Below are 18803 nucleotides of genomic sequence, written 5' to 3'. Positions count from 1 at the left end.
GGAGCCGGACAAAGGGAACGGCGGTCGCTCCGCGCTAACGTAATCAGGTGCCAGCCTTCTCGAGCGTCCTCATCGCCAACCGCGGCGAGATCGCCGTCCGTGTCATCCGCGCCTGCGCCGACGAGGGACTGCGGTCCATCGCCGTGTACGCGGACCCTGACCGCGACGCCCCTCATGTGTCCCTCGCCGACGAGGCGTACGCGCTCGGCGGCTCGACCGCCCGCGAGACCTACCTGGACATCGCGAAGATCATCGACGCCGCCCGCCGCTCTGGCGCGGAGGCGATCCACCCCGGCTACGGCTTCCTGTCCGAGAACGCCGAGTTCGCGCAGGCCGTGATCGACGCGGGAATCGTCTGGATCGGCCCGCCGCCCGCCGCGATCGAGTCGCTCGGCGACAAGGTCAGCGCGCGCCACATCGCGCAGCGCGCCGGCGCTCCCCTGGTGCCCGGCACCCCCGACCCCGTGGAGTCGGCCGACGAGGTCGTCGCCTTCGCGGACGAGCACGGACTTCCCGTCGCCATCAAGGCCGCGTTCGGCGGCGGTGGCCGCGGCCTCAAGGTGGCCCGCACCCGCGAGGAGATCCCCGAGCTGTTCGACTCAGCCACCCGCGAGGCCGTCGCGGCCTTCGGGCGCGGCGAGTGCTTCGTGGAGCGCTTCCTCGACAAGCCCCGCCACGTCGAGACCCAGTGCCTCGCGGACGACCACGGCAACGTCGTCGTCGTCTCCACGCGCGACTGCTCGCTGCAGCGTCGTCACCAGAAGCTCGTGGAGGAGGCGCCCGCGCCGTTCCTCACCGACGAGCAGTACGCGCGCCTCATCGAGTCCAGCCAGGCGATCCTGCGCGAGGCGGGCTACCGTGGCGCCGGCACCTGCGAGTTCCTCGTGGGCTCCGACGGCACCATCAGCTTCCTCGAGGTCAACACCCGCCTCCAGGTCGAGCACCCCGTGACCGAGGAGGTCACGGGCGTGGACCTCGTGCGCGAGCAGTTCCGCGTCGCCGCCGGCGAGCCCATCTCGAACCTCACGCCCGAGGTGCGCGGCCACTCTCTTGAGTTCCGCATCAACGGCGAGGACCCCGCCGCAGGCTTCATGCCGCAGCCGGGTCGCATCCACCGCTTCGTGATGCCGTCGGGCCCCGGAGTCCGCGTCGACGCCGGTGTGCGTCAGGGCGACACCGTCTCCGGCAACTTCGACTCGATGGTGGCCAAGCTGATCGTCACCGGCGCCACGCGCGAGCAGGCGCTGCAGCGTGCCCGCCGTGCGCTGGCCGAGATGCACGTCGAGGGGATCCCCACCGTGCTGCCGTTCCACAAGGCCGTCGTCGAGGCACCCGCATTCACCGCCGCCGCCGGCACCTTCGGCGTCTACACGACGTGGATCGAGTCCGAGTTCGCGGAGACCGTGGCGGGCCTCGGCTCGAGCGCCTCGTCCTCTTCCGACGAGGAGAGCGGCGAGACCGAGCGCGTGGTCGTCGAGGTGGGCGGCAAGCGTCTCGAGGTCGTCCTGCCCGCCTCGCTCGCGGCTGCGGGCCGCGCGGGCGCGCGCTCCGGCGGACCGACCCGTCGCTCGTCGCGGCGCGGCGGCACCGTGACCCGCACCGTCAACGGCAACGGCCTCACCTCGCCCATGCAGGGCACGATCGTGAAGGTCGCCGTCGAGGACGGCGCCGAGGTGGCCGAGGGCGACCTCATCGTGGTGCTCGAGGCGATGAAGATGGAGCAGCCGCTCACCGCGCACAAGGCGGGCGTCGTGTCGGGCCTGACCGCCGCCGTCGGCGCGGGCGTGACCGCGGGCACGCTCATCTGCGAGATCACCTCCGCTTCCTGACAGCCGTCAAGGAATTACGCAACAAACCTGTTGCGGAAGTTTGACACCCGGGCACGGCTCGCCCTAGGCTCGCGGCCAGGCAAGGTAACCCTTACCCCGCCCTGTCCCCAAGGAGTGCCGCGTGCTCGCGAACTTCCTCATCGGCCTGCGTGAAGGCCTCGAGGCGTCCCTCATCATCGGGATCCTCGTCGCCTACCTGGTGCGCATCGACCGCCGCGACATGCTGACGTACGTCTGGACCGGCGTCGGCATCGCGCTGTTCGTCTCGCTCGGCTTCGGCGCTCTCCTCACTCTCGGCCCGCAGGGCCTCACCTTCGAGGCACAGGAGATCATCGGCGGCACGCTCAGCATCGTCGCCGTCGGCCTCATCACGTGGATGATCTTCTGGATGGGCAAGACCGCCCGCCACCTGCGCGGCCACCTCGAGGGCCAGCTCGACAAGGCCATCGCCGTCGGCAAGGGCGCCGTCGTGACCATGGCGCTGCTCGCCGTCGGCCGCGAGGGCCTGGAGACGTCGCTGTTCCTGTGGGCCGGCATCCAGGCCGCGGGCTCGTCCACCGCGCCGATTCTGGGCGCGACGCTCGGACTGATCACCGCCGTCGGCCTCGGCTACCTTGTCTACCGCGGCGCCGCGAGGATCAACCTGCGCACCTTCTTCCAGTGGACCGGCGTGTTCCTGGTGATCGTCGCCGGAGGGGTCCTCTCCTACGGCATCCACGACCTCCAGGAGGCCGGCGTGCTGCCCGGTCTGAACACCCTCGCCTTCGACGTGAGCGCCACCATCTCGTCCAGCTCGGTGCTCGGCACCGTCGTCAAGGGCGTCTTCAACTTCTCCCCCGCGACCACGGTGCTCGAAGCCGTCGCCTGGACCCTCTACGTGGTCCCGACGATGTTCTTCTTCGTCCGCACCGCCTTCCGCGGCCCCCAGGCGCCCTCACGCGCCTCCCGCTCCACCGAGCCCGCGACCGTCGCGGCCTGAACCGAAGGAACCACACAGCGCATGTCCGCCCGCTTCGCCCTGCCCACGCTCGCCCTCACGGCCTCGGTCGTCGTCCTCGCGGGCTGCGTCCCGAACGCCGCCTCCGCCGACGGCGGCACCATCTCCGTGACCGTGGCCGACGCCGGGTGCACCCTGTCCGCCACCGACGTGCCCGCCGGCACCGTGGTCTTCTCCGTCTCCAACCAGGGCTCGTCGGCCACCGAGTTCTACCTCCTCGCGTCGGACGGCGCGTCGATCGTCTCCGAGGTGGAGAACATCGGACCGGGCCTCACCCGCGACCTCACCGTCCAGGTGGCCGAGGGCGACTACTTCACGTCCTGCCGCGAGTCCGACACCGCCGAGGCGACGCCTGAGGCCTTCACCGTGACCGCCGCCGAGGGCGAGGTCGTCGTGGATGAGGAGCGCGCAGCGCTGCTCGACCAGGCTGCCGTCACCTACAAGGCGTACGTGCAGCAGGAGGTCGCCGCGCTCGTGACCGCCACCGACGAGTTCGTCGCCGCCTTCGTGGCCGGGGACGACGACGCGGCGCGCGACATCTACGCCCCCGCCCGCACCCACTGGGAGGCCATCGAGCCCGTCGCCGAGTCCTTCGGCGACCTTGACCCGAGCATGGACCTGCGCGAGGCCGACCTGGCCGAGGGCGAGGAGTGGACCGGCTGGCACGCGATGGAGAAGGACCTGTGGCAGCCGGAGGACGGCTCGTACACCGCGCTCACCTCCGAAGAGCGCCAGGCGCTTGGCGACCAGCTCGTCGCCGACACCGCCGAGCTCTCCGCCCGCGTGAACGCCGACGACTTCACGTTCGAGGCGTTCCAGATCGGCAACGGCGCGAAGGAGCTGCTGGACGAGGTCGCGACCGGCAAGATCACCGGCGAGGAGGAGATCTGGTCGGGCACCGACCTGTGGGACTTCCGCGCCAACCTCGATGGCGCCTGGGAGGCGTTCATCGTCCTCAAGCCCGCCGCCGACCTCACGGACGAGGATCTGAGCATCGAGATCGAGGAGCGCTTCACGTCTCTCGACGCCGAGCTCGCCCAGTACGGCTCGTTCGACGAGGGCTTCGTCACCTACTCGGAGCTCACCGAGGACCAGGTGCTCGAGCTGTCCCGCCTGGTCGAGGCGCTCAGCGAGTCGCTGTCGCAGCTCACCGCCGCGGCGATCGGCTGACACACTCTCTCCCATGGATGACGCACGCGACGGGACGACCCCCGACCAGGACGACGCCGTGACCGAGCCCGCCTCGGATGCCACGGACGCTCCTGAGGACGGGTCGTCCCGTCGCGGCTTCTCCCGCCGAGCGGTGCTGGGCGGGGCGGGCGCCGTCGTCGGCGCCGCAGCGCTGGCCGGGGGCGGCTTCGCCGCCGGACGGGCCACCGCCTCGCCGGTCCAGCTGCGCCAGTACGACTTCCACGGCGAGCACCAGAGCGGCATCGTCACCCCCGCGCAGGACCGCATGCACTTCGCGGCCTTCGACGTCACCACCGATTCGCGCGACGAGCTGATCCAATTGCTGCGCGACTGGACCGAGGCCGCGGCGACGCTCATGACCGGCTCGGAGCTCGGTACCGGCATCGCGGGTGGCTCCGCCCTCGCTCCCCCGGACGATACGGGCGACGCCACGGGGCTTCCCGCGTCCGGCCTCACGATCACCTTCGGCTTCGGGCCGACGCTGTTCGTCAAGGATGGCGAGGACCGCTTCGGCATCGCCGACCGCCAGCCCGCGCAGCTCGCGGAGCTCCCCCACTTCCCCGGCGACACCCTCCAGGAGCGGCTCACCGGCGGCGACCTCTGCATCCAGGCCTGCGCCGACGACCCGCAGGTCGCGATGCACGCCATCCGCAACCTCTCGCGCCTCGCGTTCGGCGTCGCGTCGGTCCGGTGGGCGCAGCTCGGCTTCGGCCGCACCTCCTCCACCACGCGCGACCAGTCCACGCCCCGAAACCTCATGGGCTTCAAGGACGGCACCGCGAACCTCCGCGCCGAGGACACTGACAACATCTCGAAGTTCCTCTGGTCCGAGGCGGCAGACGGCCAGGAGTGGATGGCCGGCGGCACGTATCTGGTTGCCCGCAAGCTGCGCATCCTCGCCGAGATCTGGGACCGCGCGTCGCTCGGCGAGCAGGAGGCCACCGTCGGCCGCACCAAGGGCTCCGGCGCCCCGCTCAGCGGCGGCAACGAGTTCACCGAACCCGACTTCACGCGCCCCGGCGCCGACGGCACCCCCCTGATCCCCACCGACTCGCACGTCGCGCTCGCCCACCCGAGCGCCAACGGCGGCGCGATGATGCTGCGCCGCGGCTACAACTACACCGACGGCGCCGACGACCTGGGCCGCCTGGACGCCGGACTGTTCTTCCTCGCGTTCATCCGCGACCCCGAGACGCAGTACATCCCCATGCAGACAGCGATCTCGTCGTCCGACGCGATGACCGTCGAGTACGTGCGGGCTGTCGGGTCGGCGATCTTCGCCGTCCCGCCTGGCATCCCGGCAGGGGCGACGCTGGGCGGAGACTCGGGCGCGTACATCGGCCAGGGGCTGTTCACATAGGCGCGTCAGCCCGCTGAATCGTCACGCACTCTCACTAACGTGGTGCACGGATAGCGATCCAACGCGCGACGAGGGGGCCCACACGTGACACCGAGAGCTGGTCTCCCACTACTCCGCGAGGCCGCGAGCGCGCGCACGAGGAGGGCGATGCGCGTCGGCGTCGCCCTCGCGGTGATCGCGGGCGTCGCCGCCTGCGACGGCGGGCCCGGCTTCTACGTCAAGGTCAACCTCGTCAGTGAATGCGACGCAACCATCTGGGCGCGAGTGACGAAAGAGATCATCACCGAAGGCAAAGACGTGTTCGACGGAGACGACTTCGTGATCGAACCAGGTGAGTCCCTGGCATTCGAGACTTCCATTCTTCAGCCCGTCGGCGACAACCTTCGACTGTGGACGGCCGCCTCGCCAGAGGATGGGTTCTACTCATCGACGCTCGTGCCGACCTCGGACCTTGAGCACTACGTCGACGCCGAGGAGTACGACGTCTACGTCGTCCCCATCACGGGCGACCTGTGCCCGGGCTAGATGCCGACGACGGCTCGCAGATCCCCACGGAAAGTCAGCGACCGTGAGCACCTACTCGATTCTGCGGCGTCTGACCGGCCCTGTCCCACGCTCACGTACGCTCGTACTGCCGTGGCAGGACGACGCATCCTCGCACAGTCACGGGATCCTGAGGGAGGGCTGACCCGATGAGCAACCTCGAAACCCGACCGCAAGAGTCGGTGCTCGAGCCGGGCCAGGCCTGCGTCGGCATCGAGGTGCTTGAGCCCCGCGAGGTGCCGCTCGGCGGCCCGCGCGCCATGACCGTCTATCGGACGCTCCCTCAGAAGCAGCGCTCGCTCGTCGGTGCGTGGTGCTTCCTGGACCACTACGGCCCCGACCAGGTGAGCGACTCTGGCGGCATGGTCGTGCCCCGCCACCCTCACACCGGCCTCGCCACGGTGAGCTGGATCTTCACCGGAGAGATCCACCACCTGGACTCAGGCGGCAACGCCGCGACCGTGCGCCCCGGCGAGCTGAACCTGATGATCGCCGGCCGCGGCATCACTCACTCCGAGATCAGCACCCCGGACACGACCGCGCTCCACGGGGTCCAGCTGTGGTTCGCGCTGCCGGAGAGCACCCGGTTCACCGACAACGAGTTCCGCCGCTACGCGCCCGAGCCCGTCACAGCGCCGGGTCTCACCGCGCGGGTCTTCCTCGGGGAGCTGCTCGGATCGCGGTCGCCGGTCGAGACCAGGACGCCCGATCTCCTCGGCGCGGAGCTCCTGCTAGCGCCAGGCGCGGCCGTGACGATCACCGTCCGCGCCGACTTCGAACACGCGGTGCTCGCAGAGGACGCTGAGGTCCAGGTCAACGGCACGACGGTCGCGCACCGCTCACTCGCCTACGTCCCGACGGGCTCCGACACGATCCGCCTCGCCGCCGGCCCCGACGGCGCGCGCCTCATCCTCCTGGGCGGCATCCCGCTCGGCGAACGCATCGTGATGTGGTGGAACTTCGTCGGCCGCGACCACGACGAGATCGTCGAGTTCCGGCGTCGCTACCAGGCCGAGCTCGGATTCGACCCGGCCGATCCGCGCGACGGAGGCAAGCCTCCGCTCTTCGGAACCTTCCCGCCGGGCGAACTCGCGCCGCTCCCCGCCCCACGGCTGCCGACTCTCCGGCTGCGCCCGCGCGCGTAGCGGATCAACCCTGAGGTGCTGCATTCGTTGACCGAGGCGCGCGTGTTGATCGGGCAATGGATCGAGCACTACAACACCGAACGTCCGCACTCGGGACTGAAGATGAAGACCTCGCAGGCGTTCGCGCGCTATTGTGCCCAGCAGGCGGCCACGACATCCGTGTCACAGGCGCCGGCCTGACGTGAGAGGGGGTGTGTGAGAGTGACTACCAACACTGCGACTGGACCAGTCCAAGCCACTTTCGCCCAGCCCGTAAACACGATCTACTCGCAGACGAAGTGGACCAATTCATCGGGGCAGGTCACGATCTACTCGCAGACGCAGTGGACCAATTCATCGGGGCAGGTCATTGACGAGTTGAAGGGCACTCCACTTTGTCCGCCAGAAAGTGACCGCAATGCGTGCACGTCGCGGGGTGGAACAGAGCTCCTCGATCACCTCGGGAGCCTCCCTTGAACCTTCAAGAGCCCACCGGCGTCACCAAGAGTGATCGCCGTGTCACCAGGACATTCACTAACTACTCCAAGTTCCGTCGCACGGGCAAACAAGTTCAGTTCGGGATTGTTGGCATGCTGGGTACTCCGCAAGAAGCGCGTGAGTGGATCAGGGTTCTGCCGTCACGGAGCTTCTGGGCGATGGCCCTCCTTTGCCCCGCGATCGTCTCCGACGCACGCACTTATGCAATCGGGTTTGGCCCCGACCAGATCGCCACGGTGCAGTTTGCGCCAGTGCGACTCCCACCGGCACGTCGCCTTCGCTTCTACAACTACTACGAACTCACTGTTACTGATCGCGTTGACGGCGAATACACAGAGATCATCCTGGGGTCAGAGACATTTCAGGTCGGACACCGAGAGGCCGTCCTCGTGCGCGACCTGCTGCAACTACGGCAGTGACCGCCTCGATTCCACCGTGGTGGAAGACCCACAGCAACCGCTCGACCGCGGCAGGCCCGAGCGCAGCTGATAGGCGCGGACTCCGATTTGAGGAGTAGTGAGATTCTCGCTCCTCCCCACCGTTAGCGATCAACACCTCGCGCTGCAGGTGCGCATGATGGCGCACAGCGCTCACCCGCGTGTGTCCAAGCAATCGATCGAGCACTACAACACCGAACGTCCGCACTCGCAGAAGAAATGGACAAGCTCATCGGTGCAGGTCATTAGCCTCGGAGGGTGGATGACGCACTGATGGACCGCAGGCCGCCGGAGCCGTTCGAAGTCGTCGTGCTCCGCGACGCGCCGCTGTCGCGGCGGCACCGCCTGGCGGACCTCGAGGCTGTCGTTATCGGCCATTCGGTCGATGAGGACAGCGGAGAGGTCTGGTGCGCGATCCTCGTTCGCGGTGAAGAGACGTTCGTTCTGCCTGCGACCGACCTCGAGAGAACCGGCAGGAGCGTGCCGCGCAGTCACGTCTACCCAGGCAGTTCCGCGCGAGTCTCACGAGATGGCAAACTGCTCGCCGTCCCTGATGAGCCAGTGGAAAGCTCGCCGCAAGACCAGGACTAGCGAAGTACGTCCGTGTTCCGGCGCAGTGTCACCGAGCCCTAGCGGAGCACCGTGCCCGCAGCCACCAAGCGACGGGTCTCTGCGGCACACGGAGAGGCGCCCGGCTCCCCACGACGCGACTCTCCACTCCCCCCCCTCGAGGTGTCCCGAGACCGATCGGTTTCGGACCGGCTCAGGTCCCCCGCGCCATGTGATCGTCCTCCCGCATGCCATGCAGGCGGCGCGCGACCTCGGCCGTCGTGCCTGAGAGCGACGGGTAGACCGTGAAGGTCTCCGCCACCTGATCCACGGTGAGCCGATGCGCGACCGCGAGCGACAGCGCGTAGATGTGCTCGGAAGCCCTCGACCCGACGATGACGGCGCCCAGCACGTGCCCGGTGACCGTGTGCCCGAAGATCTTCACGAAGCCCTGGTCGATGCCCAACATCTTCGCGCGCGGGTTGCGGGCAAGCTCCAGCCGCTCGACGCGGTAGAAGATGCCTCGCGCCTTGAGGTCAGCCTCGGAGGCGCCGACGGTCGCGATCTCGGGAGCGGTGAACACCGTGGACGCCATGTGACCCAGGTGCAGCGGGTGGACAGCATCGCCGAGCACGTGCGCCATCGCGATACGCCCCTGCGCCGCCGCGACCGACGCGAGCGGCAGCACGCCCGTGCAGTCGCCCGCCGCGTAGATACCCGGGGCCGAGGTGCGGGAGACCTTGTCGACGGTGATGTAGCCGCGGTCGTCGAGCGTCACGCCCGCCTCGTCAAGACCCAGCCCGTCGGTGTTGGGCACCGAGCCGACCGCCATGAGGCAGTGCGAACCGTCGATCGTCGTCCCGTCCTCCAGGGTGACGCGCACGCCGTCGCCCACGCGCTCTGCCGCAGCAGCACGGCCGCCCACGAGCGTCATGCCGCGGCCCTTGAAGATCTCGGTCAGCATCGCGGATGCCTCGGGGTCCTCGCGCGGAAGCACCCGATCCTGCGAGGCGATCAGCGTCACCTTGCAGCCGAGCAGCCCGTACGCACCGGCGAACTCCGCGCCGGTCACGCCGGACCCCACCACGATCAGATGCTCCGGCAGCTCGGGCAGGTCGTAGAGATCCGTCCAGGAGAGGATCCGCTCGCCGTCGGGGGCTGCGGACTCCAACCTGCGAGGGCGCGCGCCGAGCGCGAGCAGCAGGGCATCACCCTTGATCGTCTCCTCCCCCACGATGACGGCGCCGTCGGGGGAAAGCGTTCCCTCCCCGTCGACCACGCGCACGCCCTCGGACTCGAGGCGGGCACGGATGTCTGAGCTCTGCCTGGAGGCGAGCTGCTTCACCCTGGCGTTCACCGCCGCCAGGTGCACGCGAGTGCGGACCGGCTGCCCGTCGTCGGCCACGATGCCCAGCTCGGGGGCGCGCTCAGCGATGCTGCGCCACTCCGCGGTGGCGATGACCGTCTTGGACGGCACCACGTCGGTCAGGACAGCGTTGCCGCCCAACCCCTGACGTTCGATGAGCGTGACATGCGCTCCTGCCTTGCGTGCGACGAGCGCGGCCTCATAGCCGCCCGGTCCGCCTCCGAGGATCACGACGTGGGACATTCCGCCATGCTGTCACATGCGCTCCACAGGAGCCTCACGACCGCTGCACGCGAGCCCCCGGCTCCCCCAGGAGACTCACGACCGCCTCGGGCCAGTGAAAGGCGGTGGCACCCGGTCCCGGATAGGCTCGACTCATGACTGAAGCCCACGACTTCGCCGCTGAGGCGGCGCGCGTCCTCGCCGAGAAGACCGGCATCGAGAAGCACGACATCGCCCTGATCCTGGGCTCCGGGTGGGGAGGTGCCGCCGAGCTGCTGGGCGAGGAGATCGCCTCCGTGCCCGCCGCCGAGATCCCTGGTTTCAGCGGCCATGCGGTGGCCGGCCACCACGCCGTGCACCGCTCGTTCCGCACCCCGAACGGGCGCACCGTGCTCGCGCTCGGCGCCCGCCAGCACTTCTACCAGTCGCGCGATGCGTCGACGGTGGCGCACGCGGTCCGCATGGCCGCCGCCGCAGGCTGCACCCAGTTCGTCGTCACCAACGGGTGCGGCTCCGTGAACCGCGACTTCGTGCCCGGCACCGTGGTGCTGCTCAAGGACCACATCAACTTCACGTCGGCCACCCCGCTTGAGGGCGCGACCTTCGTCGACATGACCCAGACCTACACACCGCGACTGCGCGACCTTGCCCACACCATCGACGCGGACCTGCCCGAGGGCGTCTACATGCAGTTCACCGGCCCGCAGTACGAGACGCCCGCCGAGGTCCGCATGGCCGCGATCCTGGGCGCCGACCTCGTCGGCATGTCCACGGCGCTGGAGTCGATCGCCGCGCGCGAGGCCGGTATGGAGATCCTCGGCCTGTCGCTCGTCACGAACCTCGCCGCCGGCTTCGGCGGCGAGACCCTTGACCACCAGGAGGTGCTCGACGCGGGCGCCGCGGCGGCTCCGCGCATCTCGCGCCTGCTCGCCGAGATCGTGAAGGTGATGTAGATGGACGCCGCACTGCTCGAGACCGCGAAGGCGTGGCTCGACGACGACCCCGACCCCGTGACCCGGGGCGAGCTCGAGGCTGTGATCGCGACCGCCGAGATGGGCGACGACGCCGCGCAGGTGGACCTCGCCGACCGTTTCCGCGGCATGCTCCAGTTCGGCACCGCCGGGCTGCGAGGCGCGATCGGCGCCGGCCCCAACCGCATGAACCGTGCCGTGGTGATCCGCGCCGCCGCCGGCCTCGCCGCCTTCCTCAAGGAGGAGCTCGGAGATGCCCCGGCCCGCGTCGCGATCGGCTACGACGCCCGTCACGGCTCGGAGCAGTTCGCCAAGGACACCGCGGCCGTCATGACCGCGGCAGGTCACGAGGCGCTGCTGCTCCCCCGTCTTCTGCCGACGCCCGTGCTCGCCTACGCGACGCGCGTCCTCGACGCCGACGCGGGAGTGATGGTCACTGCCAGCCATAACCCGCCGCAGGACAACGGCTACAAGGTCTACCTGGGCGGACGCGTCGTCACCGACTCCGGCCAGGGCGCCCAGATCGTGCCGCCCTACGACGCGAAGATCGCCGCGCGGATCGCCGCGGTCGAGACCGTCGAGTCGGTCGAGCGCGCCGTCGAGGGCTGGACCGTGCTGGGCGAGGACGTCGTCGACCAGTACGTCGCCGCGGCGGGTGCCGTCGCCGGCGCTCCCGAGGGCGACGTGGCCGACGCGCGTGCGAACCTTCGCATCGTCCTCACCCCGCTGCACGGCGTGGGTGCCCAGACCGTCGAGCGCGCCCTGCGCACCGCCGGGTTCACCGACCTCCACACCGTGCCCGAGCAGGAGAAGCCGGACCCCGACTTCCCCACCGTCTCGTTCCCGAACCCCGAGGAGAAGGGCGCGATCGACCTCGCGCTGGCGCTCGCCGAGTCGGTCGACGCCGACGTCGTGATCGCCAACGACCCCGACACCGACCGGGCTGCCGTCGCGACGATCATCGACGGCCGCTGGACCATGCTCCACGGCGACGTCGTCGGCTCCCTCCTGGGCGAGCGGATCTCCTCACGGGGCGGCCATCCGGAGGGCGCCGTCGTCGGCAACTCCGTCGTCTCGTCTCAGCAGCTCTCCGCGATCGCTGAGCGGTACGGGCTCGGCTACCGCCACACCCTCACCGGGTTCAAGTGGATCTCCCGCGAGGAGGGCCTGGTCTACGGCTACGAGGAGGCGCTCGGCTACTGCGTCGCCCCTGACATGGTCCGCGACAAGGACGGCATCTCGGCCGCCGTCGTCATGGCCGATTACGTGGCCGAGCTGAAGGCCGCAGGCCGCACGCTCGCCGACGCGATCGACGACCTCGCGCGTGCCTACGGCGTGTACCTCACCCGCCAGGTCTCGGCCCGCTTCGCGGACATCGCCCTCATCGGCGAGACCATGGACCGGCTCCTGTCCGCTCCCCCGGCCTCGCTCGGCGGGTCCGACGTGGTCGCGACCGACGACATGGGCGAGGGCTTCCAGGGCCTCCCCCCGACGACGGGCCTGCACCTGGCCACCGCGTCGGGCGCTCGCGTCATCATCCGCCCCTCCGGCACCGAGCCGAAGGTCAAGGCGTACCTCGAGGTCATCGAGCCCCTCGGTGAGGACGGCGACGTGCGCGCCGCCCGAGAGCGTGCCACGGCCGCGATGGACGCGCTCGACTCTGACGTCCACGGCGCGCTCGGGCTGTAACGCATGGCAGATACGTTCGCGCGGGAGCGACGCCCGCGAATGCTCCCGCGCGAACGTCTGCACCCGCGCTGGCGCTGGGTGATCGCCGCCGTCGTCCTGGTGCCCGCGATCATCGCCTCTCCGTGGATGTACACGCGTCTCGTCACCGCTCCCGAGATCGCCAAGACTGGCACCCCCGCGGATCACGCCGACGCGGCGCTCGTCCTGGGCGCACGCGTCTACGAGGACGGCACCCCCTCCAGGTTCCTCCGCGAGCGCATCGAGGTGGGCGTCGCCCTGTACCAGGCGGGCGAGGTCGACACCCTGATCATGAGCGGCGACGGCGACGACTCGTCCGGCTTCGGGGAGCCGACCATCATGCGGCAGGTCGCCGAGGACATGGGCGTGCCGGCGGACGCGATCATCGAGGACCCGCTCGGACTCGACACCTATTCGTCGTGCCAGCGCGCGCGCGACGTCTACGACGTCTCCTCGGTGGTCGTCGCGACCCAGGAGTTCCACCTTCCGCGCGCGGTGTGGCTGTGCGACCAGATGGGCCTGGACACCCAGGGACGCTACCCGGGCGCGCGCCCCACCAGGTCGACCGTCGTCGGCAACATTCGCGAGGTGCCCGCGATCGCCAAGGCGATGCTCGACCAGGCGCGCGGCCGCAACGAGACCGACGTCAGCTGACGTACGACTTGAGGTGCTCCCCGGTCACGGTCGACGCGTCGGCCACCAGGTCGGCGGGCGTCCCCTCGAAGACGACGCGCCCGCCGTCGTGCCCTGCACCCGGGCCCAGGTCGATGATCCAGTCGGCGTGAGCCATGACCGCCTGGTGATGCTCGATCACGATGACCGTCTTGCCTGAGTCCACGAGCCGGTCCAGCAGCGCGAGGAGGTTCTCGACGTCGGCCAGGTGGAGGCCCGTCGTCGGCTCGTCCAAGACGTAGACGCCGCCCTTCTCCGCCATGTGCGTCGCCAGCTTGAGGCGCTGCCGCTCGCCGCCCGAGAGCGTCGTGAGCGGCTGGCCGAGCGCCAGGTACCCGACCCCCACGTCGACCAGGTGCCCCAGCATCTTCGCCGCCGCGGGGTTCTTCGCGTCGCCCTCCGAGAAGAACGCGTGTGCATCGACGACCGGCATCTCCAGCACGTCGGCGATGGACCGACCGGCCAAGGTGTAGGTCAGGACCTCGTCGTTGAAGCGTCGGCCCTCGCAGGCCTCGCACGTGCTGGCGACGGTCTCCATGACGCCCAGCTCCGTGTAGATCATCCCCGCGCCGTTACAGACAGGACAGGCCCCCTCCGAGTTGGCGCTGAACAGGGCGGGCTTCACGCCGTTTGCCTTGGCGAACGCCTTCCGGATCGGTTCGAGCGCGCCCGTGTACGTGGCCGGGTTGGAACGGCGCGACCCCTTGATGGGGCGCTGATCGACGGTGACGACGCCCTCGTCGGCCGGGATGGAGCCGTGGATGAGCGAGCTCTTGCCCGAGCCCGCGACGCCCGTGACGACGGTGAGGACGCCGAGCGGGATGTCGACGTCCACATCCTGCAGGTTGTTCGCAGACGCGCCTCTGATCTCGATCGCACCCTTGCCGGTACGGACCGACTCCTTGAGCGCTGCCCTGTAGCCCAGGTGCTTGCCCGTGAGGGTGTCCGAGGCGCGCAGCCCGTCGACCGTGCCCTCGAAGCAGATCTCGCCACCCGCTGTGCCAGCGCCCGGGCCGAGGTCGATCACATGGTCGGCGATCGCGATCGTCTCCGGCTTGTGCTCCACCACCAGCACCGTGTTGCCCTTGTCGCGCAGCTGCTCAAGCAGGCCGTTCATGCGCTGGATGTCGTGCGGGTGCAGGCCGATCGTCGGCTCGTCGAACACGTAGGTGATGTCCGTGAGCGACGACCCGAGATGGCGGATCATCTTGGTCCGCTGTGCCTCGCCACCCGAGAGCGACCCTGCGGCCCGGTCGAGCGACAGGTAGCCGAGGCCGATCTCCACGAATGAGTCGAGCGTGTCGCGCAGCGAATCTAGCAGCGGGCCGACGGACGGGGCATCCAGCTTGCGCATCCACACCGCAAGGTCCGAGATCTGCATCTGCGCGAGCTCGTCGATGCCCTTGCCTCCCACCTTGGAGGAGCGGGCCAGCGCGCTCAGGCGCGTGCCGTCGCAGTCGGGGCAGGTCTGGAACGTGACCGCGCGATCCACGAACGCCCTGATGTGGGACTGCATCGCGTCGCGATCCTTGGACAGCATCGACTTCTGGATCTTGGGGATCAGACCCTCGTACGTCATGTTGATGCCGGCCATCTTGACCTTGGTCGGCTCCTTGTAAAGGAGGTCGTCCCGCTCGCGCTTGGAGTAGTCCTTGATCTTCTTGTCGGGGTCCAGGAAGCCGGACTCCGTGTAGATCCGGACGGCCCACCCGTCGGCCGTGTACCCGGGAATGGTGAGGGCGCCCTCCGCGAGCGACTTCGAGTCGTCGAAGACCTGGGTGAGGTCCAGCTCGCTCACGCGGCCGGTGCCCTCGCAGCGGACGCACATCCCGCCGGTCACCGAGTACTCGCGGCGCTCGCGCACCGTCGTCCCGTCCTTGCGCGTCACCGTCGCCGAGCCGGAGCCCGACGATGTGGCGACGTTGAATGAGAACGCCTGCGGCGGGCCCACCTGCGGCTCGCCCAGGCGCGAGTAGAGGATGCGGAGCATCGCATGCACGTCCGTCGCCGTGCCGACGGTGGACCGCACGTTCGCGCCCATCGGCTCCTGATCCACGATGATCGCGGTCGTCACACCCTCCAGGAGGTCCACGTCCGGCCGCTGCTGGGAAGGCATGAACCCCTGGATGAAGGACGAGTACGTCTCGTTGATCATGCGCCGCGACTCGGCGGCGATCGTGTCGAACACCAGGGACGACTTGCCCGACCCCGACACTCCGGTGAAGGCCGTCAGCCGACGCTTCGGGATATCGACGGAGACGCTCTTCAGGTTGTTCTCGCTCGCGCCGCGCACCCTGATCAGGTCGTGGCTGTCAGCGACGTGGTCGCTCATGCTGCCTCCCCCGCGTCTGCCTCCGGGTGGCGCGCGCGTCCTTGAAGGATTGTCGCACCAGGGACGACGCAGTGCGCGCCGCGGTCACCACCCGTCGGCGACCGTACGGAACTAGCATCGAAGGGAGGGCCGCCGAGAGGGGGTGATGTGGAGAGCAGATATCCCATCCCACCCATTTCAACGGAGGACCGATCATGAAACGTCTATTGACGATTCCGCTGGTGACGTGCGCGCTGCTCATGGGCGCCGCGCCAGCCCTGGCGGGACCACCGTCCGATGCCGAAGGCGACTGGACCTACTTCCTCACCGGGCTCGACTTTCGCGACGCGGGAAACACCACGTTCGCGTACGGCACGGAGCACTCATTCTTCGAGGGCACCTTCGAGGGCGAAGCCGACGACGATTTCGTCGTCGTGTGCCACCTGAAGCACACCGGCATGTACCTGACCTCAGTTCACGGCACGATCGACTTCACCGGCAGTGTCGAAGGCCAGGAGGGAACCATGCTGATGAGGTTCGTCGGCAAGCAGACCTCGACGGTATGCGGGCCGAGCGACGCAGTCTGGGAAGGTACTTGGACCGTCGTTGACGGTGCGGGTGACCTCGCAGACGTGCACGGCCACGGCACCTGGACTGGCCCGAGCTTCGACCTCGACTACGCCGGCCAGATCCACTTCGACTGACCGCGCCACCGCGCGACTCGCTGAGACACAGTTCCCAGGGATTTCCGACTGGGCGTCCGTGCCCAGCGGGCCGCGTTCGACGCGATCCGAGGCCTAGTAGCCGCCGTCGCCCGAGTCCTCGACGACCACGCCGTCGAGACCGTCGAGCACCGCCGCCGTGCCGGACAAGCCCAGACGGGTCGCGCCGGCCTCGATCATGGCGAGCGCCGCGTCGGCCGTGCGGATGCCGCCCGACGCCTTCACGCCCAGGCGTCCGCCCACCGTGTCAGCCATCAGCTTGACCGCGTGGGCCGAGGCACCGCCCGCGGGGTGGAAGCCCGTCGAGGTCTTCACGAAGTCCGCTCCCGCGGCCTCCGACGCCTGGCACGCGCCCACGATCGCCTCGTCCGACAGCGCCGCCGACTCGATGATGACCTTGAGGATCTTGCCCGCGGGCACCGCGGCGCGCACTGCGGCCACGTCGGCCTGCACGTCGTCGAAGCGACCCTCGTTCGCGGCGGCGATGTCGATCACCATGTCCACCTCATCGGCACCCTGCTCGATGCTCAGCGCAGCCTCCGCGGCCTTGACCGCCGAGTGGTGCTTGCCCGACGGGAAGCCGCACACCGTGGCCACCGCCAGGCCCTCGGGCGTCGCGATCGGAAGCATCGACGGCGAGACGCACACCGAGAAGACGCCGAGCGCGGCGCCCTCCGCGACCAGCGCCGCGACGTCGGCAGGAGTGGACTCCGGCTTGAGGAGGGTGTGGTCGACGTACTGGGCGAGCTCTGCGCGGGAAAGTGTCATGACCCCAGCCTACGGCGGGAGTTGCACCCCGGTGGCGCCTTTGCGATCATCGGGGCAGAGCCGACCACGGCTCCCGGACGAAGTGACGTACCCGGCCAGCGACAAGACGTCTCACAGGAGAGACCTCATGTCCTGGATCATCCTCATCCTCTCTGGCGTGCTCGAGGCCGTCTGGGCGACAGCGCTCAGCAAGTCCGAGGGGTTCACACGCCCGTGGCCCACCGCGATCTTCGCCGTCGCCCTGCTCGCGTCCATGGGCGGGCTCGCCTATGCGTTGCGGTCCCTGCCCGTGGGCACCGCGTACGCGATCTGGGTGGGGATCGGCGCCGCGCTGACCGTCACCTACGCGATGATCACCGGCGCGGAGCCCGCGTCGCTGCTGCGGATCGCGCTGATCCTCGGGATCGTCGCGTGCGTCGTGGGACTCAAGCTCACGCACTGAGGCGCGCGGCGGAAGCGCCCGCTACTCGTCCATCCCGTAGCCCTCGACGATCAGGTCCGCGAGGTCCGCGCGCTCGTCGTAGGGCAGGAACGCACCCCAAGCCGCAGCCAGGGTCGCCTCGAACAGGTCCGTCTTGGACCAGCCCGCATCCACGAGCTCCTGGAACTCGCTCACCATGTCGATGCCCGACATCAGCTTGTCGTCGGTGTTGATCGTGACCGCGAAGCCGAGATCACGCAGCTCGTGGATCGGGTGCTCCGCGATCGAAGGCGCCGTCCCCGTGTGCACGTTCGACGTGGGGCACATCTCGAGCGGGATCTGCTGGTCCAGGACGTACTGCGCGATGTGGCCGAACACCGGCATCTCGGTGCCGAAGTCCGTGATGTCCTCCGTGATGCGCGCGCCGTGGCCGATGCGGCGCGCCGCACCCAGGCCGAGCGCCTGCCCGAGCGAGCCCAGGCCGTCGGCCTCGCCCGCGTGGATCGTCACCGGGAACAGCTCGTCGCGAAGCAGCGAGAACGCCGGCGCGTGCTTGGCGGGCGGGAAGCCCGCCTCGGGGCCGGCGATGTCGAACCCGACGCAGCCGGTCCCCCAGTTCGCCAGCGCCAGCTCGGCCACCTCGAGGGAGCGGTCGGTCTGCCGCATCGCGCACAGCAGCGCCGCCGCGCGGATCGTGTACCCCTGCTCGAGCGCCTCGGAGACGCCCTCCTCGATGCCGGCCTGCACCGCGTCCACGACCTCCTGCATGATGAGCCCCTGCTCGCAGTGCAGCTCGGGGGCGTAGCGAAGCTCCAGGTAGATCACGCCATCGCGCGCGTGGTCCACGACAGCCTCGCGGGCGATCCGCGTGAGGTTCTCCGCCGTCTGCATCACCGCCGCGGTGTGCACGAACGCCTCGAGGTACTTCTCAAGGGACCCAGAGTTGGCGTTCGCCACGAACTCCTTGGCGAGCAGCTCAGGCTCGACGGTCGGCAGCGCGTAGCCGATCTCGCCTGCCAGCTCGATGAGGGTCTCGACGCGGACACCGCCGTCGAGGTGGTCGTGGAGGACGACCTTGGGAAGGGCGCGGATCTCGTCGGGGGTGAGAGTCATGC

18 protein-coding genes and 1 riboswitch are annotated in these 18803 nt (G+C 69.5%); of the genes, 14 read left to right on the top strand and 4 right to left on the bottom strand.

The genetic code is table 11. The annotated features are described in order from the left end of the window. The first annotated feature begins 47 nt into the window (after window positions 1-47). The 9 genes from QQX04_RS07530 (at window position 48) to QQX04_RS07490 (ending at window position 8570) form a co-directional block, all read left to right on the top strand. Window positions 48-1829, top strand: coding sequence for an acetyl/propionyl/methylcrotonyl-CoA carboxylase subunit alpha (locus QQX04_RS07530; RefSeq protein ID WP_301127804.1), 1782 nt, complete (start codon window positions 48-50; stop codon window positions 1827-1829). A gap of 121 nt (window positions 1830-1950) precedes the next feature. Beyond that, on the top strand, window positions 1951-2808 hold the full coding sequence (gene efeU / locus QQX04_RS07525; RefSeq protein WP_301127803.1) for an iron uptake transporter permease EfeU: 858 nt from the start codon (window positions 1951-1953) through the stop codon (window positions 2806-2808). 21 nt (window positions 2809-2829) lie between these two features. Further along, complete coding sequence (efeO, locus tag QQX04_RS07520; RefSeq protein WP_301127802.1) at window positions 2830-3996, top strand: iron uptake system protein EfeO; 1167 nt, start codon at window positions 2830-2832, stop codon at window positions 3994-3996. A 13-nt stretch (window positions 3997-4009) separates the two neighbouring features. After that, window positions 4010-5377 (top strand): iron uptake transporter deferrochelatase/peroxidase subunit, encoded by a 1368-nt coding sequence (gene efeB, locus QQX04_RS07515; RefSeq protein ID WP_301127801.1) that lies wholly within the window; start codon window positions 4010-4012, stop codon window positions 5375-5377. A 147-nt stretch (window positions 5378-5524) separates the two neighbouring features. After that, window positions 5525-5902 (top strand): hypothetical protein, encoded by a 378-nt coding sequence (locus QQX04_RS07510; protein ID WP_301127800.1) that lies wholly within the window; start codon window positions 5525-5527, stop codon window positions 5900-5902. Window positions 5903-6069: 167 nt separating this feature from the next. Then, entirely contained in the window at window positions 6070-7065 is a 996-nt protein-coding gene (locus QQX04_RS07505) for a pirin family protein (protein WP_301127799.1), read from the top strand. A gap of 27 nt (window positions 7066-7092) precedes the next feature. Further along, window positions 7093-7245 (top strand): integrase core domain-containing protein, encoded by a 153-nt coding sequence (locus QQX04_RS07500; protein ID WP_436968469.1) that lies wholly within the window; start codon window positions 7093-7095, stop codon window positions 7243-7245. Window positions 7246-7517: 272 nt separating this feature from the next. Then, entirely contained in the window at window positions 7518-7961 is a 444-nt protein-coding gene (locus QQX04_RS07495; RefSeq protein WP_301127798.1) for a hypothetical protein, read from the top strand. 276 nt (window positions 7962-8237) lie between these two features. Continuing rightward, entirely contained in the window at window positions 8238-8570 is a 333-nt protein-coding gene (locus QQX04_RS07490) for a hypothetical protein (protein ID WP_301127797.1), read from the top strand. 172 nt (window positions 8571-8742) lie between these two features. Here the strand turns inward: QQX04_RS07490 and QQX04_RS07485 are convergent, their stop codons facing one another. Then, window positions 8743-10137, bottom strand: coding sequence for an NAD(P)H-quinone dehydrogenase (locus tag QQX04_RS07485; RefSeq protein WP_301127796.1), 1395 nt, complete (start codon window positions 10135-10137; stop codon window positions 8743-8745). Window positions 10138-10271: 134 nt separating this feature from the next. Between QQX04_RS07485 and QQX04_RS07480 the strand changes: the two genes are divergently transcribed. Genes QQX04_RS07480 through QQX04_RS07470 form a run of 3 tightly spaced genes read left to right on the top strand, consistent with a single transcriptional unit; the run spans window position 10272 to window position 13448 of the window. Then, a complete protein-coding gene (locus tag QQX04_RS07480; RefSeq protein ID WP_301127794.1) occupies window positions 10272-11069 on the top strand; it encodes a purine-nucleoside phosphorylase in 798 nt (265 codons plus the stop codon). Continuing rightward, window positions 11070-12776: a phospho-sugar mutase gene (locus tag QQX04_RS07475; protein WP_301127789.1), complete on the top strand. Its 1707-nt coding sequence runs from the start codon at window positions 11070-11072 to the stop codon at window positions 12774-12776. Between the two features lie 3 nt (window positions 12777-12779). Continuing rightward, on the top strand, window positions 12780-13448 hold the full coding sequence (locus QQX04_RS07470) for a SanA/YdcF family protein (RefSeq protein ID WP_301127787.1): 669 nt from the start codon (window positions 12780-12782) through the stop codon (window positions 13446-13448). Here the strand turns inward: QQX04_RS07470 and QQX04_RS07465 are convergent. After that, a complete protein-coding gene (locus QQX04_RS07465) occupies window positions 13441-15798 on the bottom strand; it encodes an ATP-binding cassette domain-containing protein (RefSeq protein ID WP_301127785.1) in 2358 nt (785 codons plus the stop codon). The two genes, QQX04_RS07470 and QQX04_RS07465, sit on opposite strands and share 8 nt — an antisense overlap. A 194-nt stretch (window positions 15799-15992) precedes the next feature. Here QQX04_RS07465 and QQX04_RS07460 point away from each other — a divergent pair, with 194 nt between their 5' ends. Further along, complete coding sequence (locus QQX04_RS07460) at window positions 15993-16481, top strand: hypothetical protein (RefSeq protein WP_301127783.1); 489 nt, start codon at window positions 15993-15995, stop codon at window positions 16479-16481. 93 nt (window positions 16482-16574) lie between these two features. Here QQX04_RS07460 and deoC read toward each other — a convergent pair whose 3' ends face one another. Next, a complete protein-coding gene (gene deoC / locus QQX04_RS07455) occupies window positions 16575-17267 on the bottom strand; it encodes a deoxyribose-phosphate aldolase (RefSeq protein WP_301127781.1) in 693 nt (230 codons plus the stop codon). A 54-nt stretch (window positions 17268-17321) separates the two neighbouring features. Next, window positions 17322-17383, top strand: a riboswitch (guanidine-III (ykkC-III) riboswitch). Window positions 17384-17394: 11 nt separating this feature from the next. Between deoC and QQX04_RS07450 the strand changes: the two genes are divergently transcribed. Continuing rightward, window positions 17395-17709 (top strand): DMT family transporter, encoded by a 315-nt coding sequence (locus QQX04_RS07450; RefSeq protein WP_301127779.1) that lies wholly within the window; start codon window positions 17395-17397, stop codon window positions 17707-17709. A 21-nt stretch (window positions 17710-17730) separates the two neighbouring features. Here the strand turns inward: QQX04_RS07450 and QQX04_RS07445 are convergent, their stop codons facing one another. Further along, entirely contained in the window at window positions 17731-18801 is a 1071-nt protein-coding gene (locus tag QQX04_RS07445; RefSeq protein ID WP_301127774.1) for an adenosine deaminase, read from the bottom strand. Between the last annotated feature and the right edge of the window lie 2 nt (window positions 18802-18803).

Source organism: Demequina zhanjiangensis, from assembly GCF_030418315.1.
Lineage (GTDB): Bacteria > Actinomycetota > Actinomycetes > Actinomycetales > Demequinaceae > Demequina > Demequina zhanjiangensis.
This window is presented reverse-complemented; position numbering and strand designations above follow the sequence as displayed.